Genomic DNA, 11,839 nt, shown 5'->3' with positions numbered 1-11,839 from the left:
CTCCAACATGCGCTTCGCTTCTTCTGCATTACGGCCCAGCGGCTTTGTAGTGATTACACCTTTCTTGTGTTTGCAGCAAAGCATCACCGCTTCTTCGTGCAGATTGTTGGGCAATGATATACATACTATATCTACCTCCGGACGATTGATCGCCTCTTCCATCACTGTGGTAGAAAAAGCAACTTTATAATCCTGTGCGAATTTCTTTGCGCTCTCTTCTCTCCGTGAGTAAATACTCACAATCTTGTCTTTGCTTCTGTAGCCTTGCAATGAGTCTGCATAAAAACGTCCGATGAAACCGGAACCAAGCATGGCGATGTTCATAGTGGTGTAGTTTTAGTTATATCTTTTCAAAATCCAGTTCTTATATATTTTGCTGTGCGCGAGTTTTATTGTCACGGAAGAATAACAGGAATAATAACAACACAACGGCAGCAATACCGGCTGGTACCAGCCATACATTTGTCCAGTTCGTTACCACAGGATCTCCTGTTGAATAAAGGTCTTTTACTTTACCTGAAATGATCGATCCTATAAACATTCCCACTCCATAAGTAGCCAGCGATATTAATCCCTGTGCCTGCGATTTGATCTTCTCCCCTGCCTTCAGGTCGGTATATATCTGACCTGTTACAAAAAAGAAATCGTAGCATACACCATGGAGCAGAATAGCGATATATAGCATCCATGCAGAAGTATCGGCAGTGCCATAACCGAAAAACAAAAAGCGTACTATCCAGGCAATTAATCCGATGATAAGAATTTTCTTGACGCCAAACTTTTGAAATGCGAATGGTAAAAGCAACATGAAAATTACTTCTGACGCCTGACCCATCGACATTTTGTTTTCAATCTTAAATCCCTTCGGGTCCATCTGAGGAAACGCTGCTATATAGCTATCGGTTAATGACGGATTGGCCCACGCATAATAAAACGATAAGGGTATACAAATAAGAATAGAAGATATAAAGAAGATAAAGAATGAGCGATCTTTAAATAACACGAAAGCATCTTTACCAATGATCTGCGAAAATGTTACTCTACCAGTTGCTGAAGGTGGCGTATTGGGCAAAAAGAAAGCAAGCACTCCCAATATTGCTGCAGCCACTAAAGAAAACTGGAATATAGTTACCTGATCTCCCACCGCCATAAAACCGATAATGTTCACCACCACGATCCAGGCAATGGTACCAAAAACACGAATAGCAGGGAACTGTTTTTCCGGGTTACTCATTTGCTGCATGGCTATAGATGTGGTAAGCGCAATAGTAGGAGTAAACGTAAAACAGTATACGAGCATTACCCAGAAAAATATATCCGGATCATGTATATTGATCAGTACAAAAAGCGATGCTGCACCCAAGAGGTTCAGCACGGCCAATACCCTTTGAGCGGCAAAGTATCTATCAGCCAACAGCCCAACGAAAAACGGTGCTGCTATCATAGCAATGGAAAATGCTGCATACGCACTTCCTACCTGATCGCCTGTAGCATGAAGTTGATTGGTAAGGTATTTACTCATCTGCCCATACCATGCTCCCCACACAAAAAATTGCAGGAACATCATCAGCGACAATTGTATCCGGGTTGTTAACTTCATAGTGAGAATAAGTATGAAGAAATATACAGGGATGATTTGAATCTATAAAACCTCTCATAAGAAAATCAACACGTGTGTCCTTCGCACACCATCTAAATATGATGAGTGGCTTGCCACTCATCGCAATAGACTATTGCTTGATTTCATATAAGCGCTGTATAGAATTAGGACTGCCTCTCAATTAAAGCCTCTGTGTATTGCCTTAAAACTGTTTTAGCTTCAGATTGAATGGATAGCCTGTCAAGACTATCAAACCCTTTCTTAAAAAATTGATTTACTTTTTTCTCCGTCAGGGCCGGAACATCAAGCCGGTCGTATATGGATTTTATAGCAGCTATCTTCTTCTGTTTGTTAAACTTCGTTGCCGCGAGCCACGTGTTTAATTCACTCTTGGTCTTGCCCGTTGCTTTCTCGCGGGCTTTGATAAGCAGAAATGTTTTTTTGTTGGCAATGATATCGCCACCTACCTGCTTGCCAAATTTTTTCGGATCGGCATACGCATCCAGCAGATCATCTTTCAATTGAAAACCTATACCGATGTTGGTTCCGAACTCACGCAGAGCAACACGATCTTCTTCAGGAGCATCAGCCAGTATAGCACCGAGCTCTAAACTAAAGCCCAGCAATACAGCGGTCTTCAGCCTGATCATGTTAATATACTGTGCTTCGGTAACTTTATCGGTGGTTTCAAATTCCATATCCCACTGCTGGCCTTCACACACTTCGGCAGCGCATTGGTTGAAAGCTTTGAGCACAACTTTTAGTGTTGCTGGTTCGAGCGATGCAAACATTTCATATACTTTTACCAGCATCACATCTCCGGAGAGGATGGCTGTGTTCACATTCCATTTCTCGTGCACCGTTTGATTTCCCCTGCGCAAGGGCGCATTATCCATGATGTCGTCATGCATCAGCGTGAAGTTGTGAAACGCCTCTACGGCTACTGCATACGGCACAACGGAGGGGGTATCGGTTTTGTAAAGCGAATACGACAGCAACGTGAGCATAGGGCGCAGACGCTTGCCACCCAAACTCATCAGATACCGGATGGGTTCATAGAGTGATGCCGGCTGCTTGCCATATTTTTGCTTCGCGATCTCTTTCTCCAATAGAGAAAGGTAGAGTTTCAATTGCTGCATAGAAAGTACGTGCGCGGTAATAACCCGCGAAGGTGGCAAATTGATTTAATCTTCGAAAGATTTTTTTGTCACTGTATCTGCAAAGACCAGGTCTATCAATCGCTTGTCTATATCTGTTTTCTTAACGCGCACTTTAATGCGATCGCCCAGGGTATAGATTTTCTTCCGCTTTCTGCCGATGATGCGATAGCTGCGTTCATCAAATTCATAGAAGTCGTCCGTAAGGTCCGACATGCGGATCATGCCTTCGCATTTTGTTTCTACGATCTCCACATATAGTCCCCATTCGGTTACACCAGAGATCAAGCCTTCGTATACCTTATTCTCGGCCGAGGCCATGAACTCTACCTGCTTATACTTGATCGATGCACGCTCGGCATCGGCAGCGCGCTTCTCACGCTCGGATGAGTGTAAACTCTTCTCTTCGTAATCAGATTTACTCAACGGCTTGCCATCATCGAGATAGTGCTGCAGTAAACGATGCACCATCATATCCGGATACCGGCGGATAGGAGACGTAAAGTGCGAGTAATGCTCAAACGCCAATCCAAAATGCCCTTTCGTTTCGGTTGAATATTTCGCTTTCGCCATGGTACGGATCGCCAGTTGCTCGAGTATATTTTGCTCAGGCTTACCTTCGATCTCTTCCATGAGTTTATTCAATGAACGACTGATAGATTGCTCTTCTACGTTCATGTTATGACCAAACTGTTTGGCAAACACCGAGAAGTCTTTCACCTTATCAGGATCGGGGAAGTCGTGTATACGGTATACAAATATATTCTTCTCCTTGCCTTTCTTATAGTTATATACAAACGTAGCTACCTGTTTGTTGGCCAGCAGCATAAACTCTTCTATCAGCTTATGTGCATCTTTTCTTACTTTCGGAATTACTGCGAGTGGTTTTCCCTTTTCATCCAGCTTGAATTTTACTTCTGTGGTTTCAAAGTTTACCGCACCTTTACCAAATCTTTCCTTGCGCAGTTTCTTGGCCAGTGTATTGAGTGTGATCAGTTCATTCACATAATCACCTTTACTGGTCTCCAATACTTCTTGCGCTTCTTCATAGGTAAATCGCCTGTTCGAGTGAATAATCGTTCTGCCAAACCATTCTTTTTTGATCCTGGCATTGTCATCCATTTCAAACACAGCCGAGAAGGTAAGTTTATCTTCATTGGGGCGAAGCGAACATAATCCATTCGACAATCGCTCGGGCAACATCGGTATAGTTCTATCTACCAGGTAAACTGAAGTAGCACGATCGTACGCTTCCTTTTCCAGTTCTGATTTCAGATCAACATAGTGTGTAACGTCTGCTATATGTACACCAATCTCATAGTTACCATTCTCCAGTATTCTGAATGATAGAGCATCATCAAAATCTTTAGCATCCAGTGGGTCGATGGTAAACGTAGTGATCTCACGAAAGTCCCAGCGTTTCTTGATCTCCTTCTTCGTTATACCTTCATCAATCGCTTCAGATTCCTTTTCTACCTGTTCAGGAAATTTGAATGGCAAACCAAACTCAGCCATGATCGAGTGTATCTCAGCTTCGTTCTCACCGGCTTTACCCAGTACATCTACAACTTTTGCTTCGGGTTTGCGATCGGCTTCGGCCCACGATGTTACTTCTATAATTACCTTGTCGCCATTGCGTGCACCATTTATATTCTCAGGATATACAAAGAAGTCCTGATGCATTTTACGATAGTCGGCAACAACAAAAGCAAAGTTCTTCGAGAGCTCGATCTTGCCTACATAGCGGGTACGGTTTCGCTTGATAACTTCGGTGATCTTTCCTTCCGGATGATCGCCATGTTGCGCGGGTAATACCTCCAGCTTCACAGTATCGCCATCTACGGCAGATCCCATGTCGCGTGCTTTCACATATATATCTTTTTTGCCTTCACCTATACGCACATAGGCAAAACGCGAGCTAACGTGATCTACAATACCGGTGAGTTCCTCTGTCTGGCGATTGGTAGCAAAGCTGCCATTGCCCAGTTCTTTAATACGTTCGTCATCGGTTAACTGGTATACTAACAGGGTCGCTTGTTTTATATCATCTCTTTTCTTCAGGCCTAATTTTTTAATGATCTGCTTCATGCTATAGCCTCTGCCGGAAGCATTATCCAGGATGTCGAGAATGGAGCTTTGCAAAAGTTTCTTCAACTCTTTGCCTTTCGCTTTTTTGGGTTTTGTTTCTTTTTTCTTCTTGCTCATGCGAGCGGGTTTTAAATAATTATAATATTGCTTCTAAATATCAGCATTTCAATTCACTCTACACTATGCCGCTGATTATATAAAATAAAATTATGCGATAACCTGAACATAATTAATTTTGAATGCGGGCTGCTAAAGCTTGTATACTGATACGAAACAACTAAAACTTTTTTAATATGGCACAAACTAAACTTGGCGAGAACGCAGTAAATACCAATGGAAATTTACCGGCTGTTGGTACACCGGCTCCTGATTTTATACTCGTTGGCGTTGACCTGAAAGAGCATTCTCTGAAAGACTATGCAGGCAAAAACATTGTACTCAATATTTTCCCCAGCATCGATACAGGTGTATGCGCTACTTCGGTGCGTACTTTTAATAAACGTGCTGCTGAAAAGCCGGATACATTTATCCTGAGTGTATCAAAAGATCTGCCCTTCGCATTCAAGCGCTTTTGTGCTGCTGAAGGGATCGATAAAGTTGTAGGTCTCTCCGATTTCAAGAACAAGGGCTTTGCTAAAGACTACGGAGTGGAGATGGTGGATGGTGGCCTGGCCGGTCTCTTCGCTCGTTGCATTGTGGTTATCGACAAACAAGGCAAAGTAAAATATACCGAACTTGTGCCAGCCATTGGTCAGGAGCCTAACTATGATGCAGCCCTGAACGCTATCGGCTAAAACTCAAATCAATCTGAAATACATTTTATATCCTCGCACCGTTATTACTGTGCGGGGATTTTTTATAGTATCGTTCAACATCATGGCAAACAACATCCTTCCTTTATTCGTTCGGTTTACTTCCGTTATTCTTCTTACTATACTTCTTAACGCGTGCAAAACAGGCGATTACGAAGAAGTGCAACTTAAACAGATCCGCGATGTTGTAGTAGATGCCAACACCGATCCGCGGCTGCGCGCTACGGCTATCTTTTTTAATCCCAACAACAAGCAAGGTAAGCTCAGGAAGATTGATGTAGATATATATGTTAACGGTAAGAAAGCCGGCAAGATCGATCAGAAACTCCGCACGGTAATTCCGGCCAATGGTGAGTTCAGTGTACCGCTGGAGGTACAGCTCGCTATAAAAGAACTTGGATTCTTCGATACACTGTTGGGTGCTTTGGGCGGTAAAAAATTTGAAATACGCTATGAAGGATCGCTCAAACTCACCTATCATGGTATACCTTTCCGCGTGCCGGTAAAGTATAAAGATGAAGTTCGGGTACGGTTCTAGCTTACTTTACAATTTTATCGTACGAGGCTCCTATACCTTTGATCAGCGATGAGCTGAAGCCCTGGTGTTCCATTTCATTGAGACCAACAATGGTACATCCTTTCGGTGTAGTCACTTTATCGATCTCAGCTTCCGGGTGACGACCTAACTTCAATAGCAGTTCTGCAGCTCCTTTTACTGTTTGTGCTGCAATTAAATTGGCCGTTTTGGCATCGAAGCCTATCTCTATACCTCCCTGCGTAGAAGCACGAATAAAACGCAACGCATAGGCTATACCACACGCGCCCAATACGGTTGCTGCATCCATCAGTTTTTCATCAATGGAAATGGTTATACCCAATTGATCGAAGAGATCCGTAACATATTTTACCTGCTCGGCACTGGCGCCCTGATGACACATGCAGGTAACAGACTCTTGTATCGCTATAGCGGTGTTGGGCATAGCGCGGAAGATAGGCACTCCATGATCAACAATGGCAGCAAGATCATTCAGAAATATACCCGTCACTACGCTGATGATAACATGGCGCGATGGCTCAAAGTTTTTCTTCAACCCTTCCAATACTTCTTTTACATTATAGGGCTTCAGCGCTACAATAATGATATCGCTGCTTTGAATCGCTTTTTGGTTATCGCTGGTAATAGTTACCCCCAATGCTTCCAGCGGTTGTAATGCAGCAATATTTCTTCGTGTAACAGTTATCTGCTGGGGTGCAATAAACTGGCTCTTGATCAATCCTTCTGCAATGGCTGCACCTAAATTTCCTCCACCGATAATGGCAATCTTTGAATGTTTCATGACGCTGGTTTTGAACTATAACAGCATGAAAATTAAAACAAGTTTTACCGACTTTGATCTGCTATGCAAAAAATTTAATTGCATGCTGCCTCCGTTGTAATTCTTGTAGGAAGGAGATGTATAGCCGTAGTGTAACTGTGAAAATCGTATAGCTTACAGCAGCTTACTTGCGTTTGGGTGCACGATAGAGTAGCGATTACCGTGTGCTGAGTGCAACGCTCACCTTCGTATAGTATATGGTGGTTGTTCCGATGAATCCGGAATCTGTACCAACAATCAACCAAAGCTCTCCAGCGCTGTTAGTAGTGGCAACAAACGGCACCAGGTCGTTGGCATTGGTACGTGTGAGTAAAGTATAATTACTGGGATTTATACCGGCAGCAATGTTACCCAACACAATCATGTTCTGTCCGCCATATAGCAGTTGACCTTTGTCGATATTGAGTATATAATCACTTTCATTAACAACTTTTGAAGGTTCAACAGCCACGGCACCTGCTTTTAGAAATACACTTTCGCCAGGCGAGCCTTCGTTGGAAGTTGTACCTCCCGATGCCGCGTTCGATGCAAACTCCACCTCAAAGGTTAAAGTATATTCAGTGTTCGGCAGCAGTCCGTCAACTTTCTTTTTGATGAACATAAAAAGATCATTGCTATAGTTTGTTCCTGATAGCATAATGGATTTACCGGAACCCAGGTTTGACGGAAGATTGGTATAGCTGAATTGCAGATTGAATTTAACAGAATCAGTAGCGGGATAATCGGAAAAATCTGCTTCCCATCCGTCCTGTGATTGACTGAAATCAGAAACGGTAGCTAAAAGTTTAAGATCCGAATTAGAGGAAGAATCACTCAGACTACAGCCAAAACAGAGAAAACCTGTTATCACATATAGAATCACCCTACACTTTATTACTTGTGGCATTTTGTTGTTAGACACGTGGACCATGAGCGTGGTTGTAATCGCTACAAAATTAAAAGCTTATTGCCGTATTTTCCCAAAGTTTTGGCATTCGTTATCCGTATATTAGCAGCAACACTAAAAAAGTTTTATATACGTCTTTTTTAGAAAACTCTGGGTTCAATCACCCGTATTATCAACATCTGCATTCTCTATGGATAACACTGGTAAAGCTATATTTCCCTTCAAGTCGCGTTTGAACTTTCGCCAGCTCATCGAACACTGGGAGCAACGGGTATCTGAAGGACAGTTTCCGGCTTTCTCGGAAACTATACTGACGTATATTAAAAATGCTCCGGAGCTTAAAGAGCCAATAGAGAATGATGCCGTATTTCTGAAGCACAAGCCTTTTCTTGATTTTCTGATGACGGCTGCCGTCCCCTCTGCTACCAGCGAAACAGATTTGATCGCAGTAATGCCACCTTTTCAATTCAAGATGCTGTATAGTACACCGGCCATGAAGCGTGCAGTAGACTTTAGTGTTTTCGAACAGCAAGCTCATGCGAACGTACCAGGAGGTAAAGTAACGCTAGGGAAAACTATACGTGCGTGCCTGATGATATTGGAGAAGTTCCAGAATTTTGGCATGATAGCAGAGAACCCACGACCCGTACTCGTTACACTTACCGATCCTAAAACAAAGCTGGATAAAGTATATAAGATCGAGATCACGCACCAGTTCTGCGATATAGTTTGCAAAACAGAATATACCCCTATAGATCGCAGCGTCATCAAATTTCTGATGGAAAAATTGTATGATGCTGATTTGTGGCTGCAGTATATACGTCCGGAAGATTTCGAATTTCAGGGACTGATGATCATACGACTGGTAGATGTAACCGAGCAGGAGATGCTTTCGGCAATAAAATACGATCTGCTGGAACGCAGCGCTGTGGTGCGCAAAGAAAGCTTTGAGCAGATACAACACAAGATCCGCTCACTATTCGGTATAAATGATATACGCTTGGGTATTGCCTATCTCGACCCGAACGATAACATTATTGTAAACAAGCCAACGCACGATTCGTGGAACAGCGTAACGGCCGGGCTAGACGATGGATCTTGTCACGATTATACCGGTTCTGTATACGAACGCAGCTGGATGGAGAAGCGCCACATTACCGTGGAGAATCTGGCGGAGTATCCATTCAAATCTTCCGTAGAAGAAACGTTGCTCGCGCATGGTATAAAAAATATACTCCTGGCACCGCTCATCGATAACGATGAGATCATCGGAATGCTGGAGTTGGCATCACCCACACCAGGGAAATTAAATCCGATCAGCGCACACAAGCTGGAGAATGCTATACCGATGTTTACTGCAGCGGTAAAGCGTGTGAAAGAAGAGATGTCAACCGAGGTGCGAGCGTTGATACAGGAAGAGTGTACCGCTATACATCCCACGGTACAATGGCGTTTCTTCGAAGCAGGATTGAACCTGCTGAACAGACGAAGAGACGATGAGAAAGCAACGCTGGAAGAAATTGCCTTTAAAGATGTATACCCGCTATATGGATTGGCCGATGTGCGCAATTCTTCCATCGAACGAAACACGGCTATACAACGCGACTTACAGCAAAACCTGAAGCTGGCAAAAGATCTTTTGCATAAGATACACGAAGCCAAAAAACTTCCGCTGCTCGATGAAGTAATTTTCAAAACAGACGAGCAGTTACAAAAGATAAATGCCGGACTTGCTTCCGGTGATGAAAGTAATGTATTGGATTTTCTGAAGTCGGAGATCAACCCGATGATCGATCACTTTGCCGGAGAAGAAGATCTTAAAAAACTTATTGCCCGCTATCGCGCACACCTCGACCCAACGTTCGGGGTAGTGTACAAACGCAGAAAAGCATTTGAAGAAAGTCTTGCGTTGATAAACACCACCATCAGCTCATACCTGGATGAAGCCGAGAGCGAAGCTCAAAAAATGTTTCCGCATTACTTCGAAAAGTATAAAACCGATGGTGTAGAATTTACTATATACCTGGGCAGCTCGCTGGTAAAAGACAAGACCTTCGATATTTTCGGTCTGAAGAATTTTCGCCTGTGGCAGCTGCTGGTTATGATCGAAGCCTGCCGCAGGATTGAGACGCTGAAAACAAAAATGAAAACTCCGCTGGAGATCACGCAACTTATATTGGTGCACGACCAGCCTATATCGATCCGTTTCCGCCCCGATGAAAAACAGTTTGATGTAGATGGCGCGTACGACATCCGCTATGAGATCGTGAAGAAGCGCATCGATAAAGCACACATCAAAAATACCGGGGAGCGCCTTACACAGCCTGGTAAACTTGCTATAGTATATAACCAGACCAAGATAGAAGACGAGTATAAACGCTACTTCCATTACCTGGCAGCAAAAGGATTTATTACCAGCAACGTTGAAGAGCTTGAGCTCGAAGAGCTACCCGGAGCGAACGGACTTCGTGCTTTGCGTGTACAGGTAATCAACGATCAGCGTCCATCGGTTGCGGCAGAACCGGATGACTTGTTGAAAGAAATTGAAGAAGGACTTCGTATACATTAAGTCGTCTTTTGCTTTTTCATTGTTCTTTGTACCTTCAATTTTATGAAGAACATTGTAGCCGGTTGTATACTCCTGGCATGTATAGGTTGTAAAGAAATTACGTATCGCGAACCACAACCGAAGGGAGTAGAAAAACTTCAACGTATACCCAAAAGCCTGCAGGGTAAATATCTGTTGCCGGAAGATAACCGCTCGTTGCGCGATACTCTGGTGGTGAAGGCCCATACTTATTTTGCTTCGAGCGATCCGAAGGGCGGCAGCACATTGAGCGACAGCCTGATGATCAAGCAATACAAAGGATTTTATTTCATCAGTATAAATGATCGGCCTGAGTGGCTGTTACGTGTTATTGAACAGGAAAAGAATGGCGACATCAGTTGCTATATGTTGCAGGCCGAAGACAACGCTTTTCCGGATTTGCTAAAACAATTATCGCAGGTGATAAAAGTTGATTCAACTGTATTGCCAGGAGAAACGCTTTACCAGATCGATCCATCGCCTAAAGAATTACTGGACCTCATCAAGAAAGGTTATTTTAAAAAGACCGCCACACTGAAAAAGATTCAGTGAACTGATCTTTACTCGGAATGCTGCTCACCATTCTGCTCAAAGTCAGGGTGAATGAAGGGTGATGCCTGTTGATGCAGGCGTATAGCCTTACGTGATAAAACAAACCCGATAGCGAGCGCCACAAGTGCGCAGATCCATATACCCGGCACATAGGCTATAAACCAGAAGTAATCGTATAGTCCGTGGAAGAAAGTAGCTACCATCAATGCCAATACACTCAGCATCAGGTTTTGACGATGGGTGAATTTTGCCTTACCGAGAAAGAAGCCCATCATTACACCGAAGGTAGCATGTGCCGGCACTGCTGTAAAGATGCGAAGTATACCGGTTATAAATCCTGATTGAAATACATAGGCTACATTTTCCAATGTGGCAAAGCCCATGCTCACCAGCACAGCGTATACAATTCCATCAAAAGGCTCGTTGAAATTCCGGTTGTAAAAAAGAACAAAGCGTACGAATATAAATTTACTGAACTCCTCGATCAGGGCAACTTTAAAAAAGGCATTTACAAACTGGTGCACCACATCGTCAGGCTTGGTCATGATGAGTATATTCACCGGAATGCTGATCATCCACGTGACAACCACACTTAATGCACCGTAGAGAAAACTTATAAAAAGCAGCAACAGCGGTTCGCGTTCGTGCTTATCTTTCAAATAGATATATATACCAATGGCCACACCGGGAGCAAGCGCCAGGGCTAACAGGCTAATGAAATCCATAAAGCGAAGATAATGGATATCCGTTACAGGTTAAATCGTTATTGTACAGGCGGATA

At 43.4% G+C, this 11,839-nt stretch carries 11 protein-coding genes; 4 read left to right on the top strand and 7 right to left on the bottom strand.

The window, feature by feature from the left end:
• From VIN08_RS12830 to rnr, 4 genes are all read right to left on the bottom strand, one after another.
• The coding region (locus VIN08_RS12830) for a Gfo/Idh/MocA family oxidoreductase (protein ID WP_331965516.1) at positions 1–324 on the bottom strand (324 nt) is incomplete at its 3' end.
• A gap of 40 nt (positions 325–364) precedes the next feature.
• Positions 365–1,600: an MFS transporter gene (locus tag VIN08_RS12825; RefSeq protein WP_331965513.1), complete on the bottom strand. Its 1,236-nt coding sequence runs from the start codon at positions 1,598–1,600 to the stop codon at positions 365–367.
• Between the two features lie 164 nt (positions 1,601–1,764).
• A complete protein-coding gene (locus VIN08_RS12820; protein WP_331965510.1) occupies positions 1,765–2,739 on the bottom strand; it encodes a polyprenyl synthetase family protein in 975 nt (324 codons plus the stop codon).
• A 45-nt stretch (positions 2,740–2,784) separates the two neighbouring features.
• Positions 2,785–4,962 (bottom strand): ribonuclease R, encoded by a 2,178-nt coding sequence (rnr, locus tag VIN08_RS12815; RefSeq protein WP_331965507.1) that lies wholly within the window; start codon positions 4,960–4,962, stop codon positions 2,785–2,787.
• 176 nt (positions 4,963–5,138) lie between these two features.
• On the opposite strand from rnr, the gene tpx reads away from it, so the two are divergent.
• Complete coding sequence (gene tpx / locus VIN08_RS12810; RefSeq protein WP_331965504.1) at positions 5,139–5,639, top strand: thiol peroxidase; 501 nt, start codon at positions 5,139–5,141, stop codon at positions 5,637–5,639.
• Between the two features lie 82 nt (positions 5,640–5,721).
• Positions 5,722–6,195: an LEA type 2 family protein gene (locus VIN08_RS12805; protein ID WP_331965501.1), complete on the top strand. Its 474-nt coding sequence runs from the start codon at positions 5,722–5,724 to the stop codon at positions 6,193–6,195.
• A gap of 1 nt (position 6,196) precedes the next feature.
• On the opposite strand, the gene proC is transcribed toward VIN08_RS12805, so the two are convergent.
• Both proC and VIN08_RS12795 read right to left on the bottom strand, forming a co-directional pair.
• Positions 6,197–6,994 carry a pyrroline-5-carboxylate reductase gene (proC, locus tag VIN08_RS12800; RefSeq protein WP_331965499.1) on the bottom strand — a complete coding sequence of 266 codons (798 nt, stop codon included), beginning with the start codon at positions 6,992–6,994 and terminating at the stop codon, positions 6,197–6,199.
• 196 nt (positions 6,995–7,190) lie between these two features.
• Entirely contained in the window at positions 7,191–7,919 is a 729-nt protein-coding gene (locus VIN08_RS12795) for a hypothetical protein (RefSeq protein WP_331965496.1), read from the bottom strand.
• A 190-nt stretch (positions 7,920–8,109) separates the two neighbouring features.
• Here VIN08_RS12795 and VIN08_RS12790 point away from each other — a divergent pair, with 190 nt between their 5' ends.
• Both VIN08_RS12790 and VIN08_RS12785 read left to right on the top strand, forming a co-directional pair.
• The gene (locus VIN08_RS12790; protein ID WP_331965493.1) at positions 8,110–10,488 is read left to right on the top strand and encodes a GAF domain-containing protein; all 2,379 of its coding nucleotides are present in this window, start codon (positions 8,110–8,112) and stop codon (positions 10,486–10,488) included.
• Between the two features lie 42 nt (positions 10,489–10,530).
• Positions 10,531–11,058: a hypothetical protein gene (locus VIN08_RS12785; RefSeq protein ID WP_331965490.1), complete on the top strand. Its 528-nt coding sequence runs from the start codon at positions 10,531–10,533 to the stop codon at positions 11,056–11,058.
• 8 nt (positions 11,059–11,066) lie between these two features.
• Here the strand turns inward: VIN08_RS12785 and VIN08_RS12780 are convergent, their stop codons facing one another.
• Positions 11,067–11,783: a PrsW family glutamic-type intramembrane protease gene (locus VIN08_RS12780; RefSeq protein ID WP_331965487.1), complete on the bottom strand. Its 717-nt coding sequence runs from the start codon at positions 11,781–11,783 to the stop codon at positions 11,067–11,069.
• Positions 11,784–11,839 lie beyond the last annotated feature (56 nt).

Origin of the sequence: Ohtaekwangia sp. (genome assembly GCF_036568665.1) — a bacterium.
Lineage (GTDB): Bacteria > Bacteroidota > Bacteroidia > Cytophagales > Cyclobacteriaceae > Ohtaekwangia.
This window is presented reverse-complemented; position numbering and strand designations above follow the sequence as displayed.

What these genes read in the sequence shown, in the direction of transcription:
- proC (WP_331965499.1), bottom strand. Translation starts at nt 6,994, where the DNA reads ATGAAACATTCAAAGATTGCCATTATCGGTGGAGGAAATTTAGGTGCA.
- rnr (WP_331965507.1), bottom strand. Translation starts at nt 4,962, where the DNA reads ATGAGCAAGAAGAAAAAAGAAACAAAACCCAAAAAAGCGAAAGGCAAA.
- VIN08_RS12780 (WP_331965487.1), bottom strand. Translation starts at nt 11,783, where the DNA reads ATGGATTTCATTAGCCTGTTAGCCCTGGCGCTTGCTCCCGGTGTGGCC.
- VIN08_RS12785 (WP_331965490.1), top strand. Translation starts at nt 10,531, where the DNA reads ATGAAGAACATTGTAGCCGGTTGTATACTCCTGGCATGTATAGGTTGT.
- VIN08_RS12795 (WP_331965496.1), bottom strand. Translation starts at nt 7,919, where the DNA reads ATGCCACAAGTAATAAAGTGTAGGGTGATTCTATATGTGATAACAGGT.
- VIN08_RS12820 (WP_331965510.1), bottom strand. Translation starts at nt 2,739, where the DNA reads ATGCAGCAATTGAAACTCTACCTTTCTCTATTGGAGAAAGAGATCGCG.
- tpx (WP_331965504.1), top strand. Translation starts at nt 5,139, where the DNA reads ATGGCACAAACTAAACTTGGCGAGAACGCAGTAAATACCAATGGAAAT.
- VIN08_RS12825 (WP_331965513.1), bottom strand. Translation starts at nt 1,600, where the DNA reads ATGAAGTTAACAACCCGGATACAATTGTCGCTGATGATGTTCCTGCAA.
- VIN08_RS12805 (WP_331965501.1), top strand. Translation starts at nt 5,722, where the DNA reads ATGGCAAACAACATCCTTCCTTTATTCGTTCGGTTTACTTCCGTTATT.
- VIN08_RS12790 (WP_331965493.1), top strand. Translation starts at nt 8,110, where the DNA reads ATGGATAACACTGGTAAAGCTATATTTCCCTTCAAGTCGCGTTTGAAC.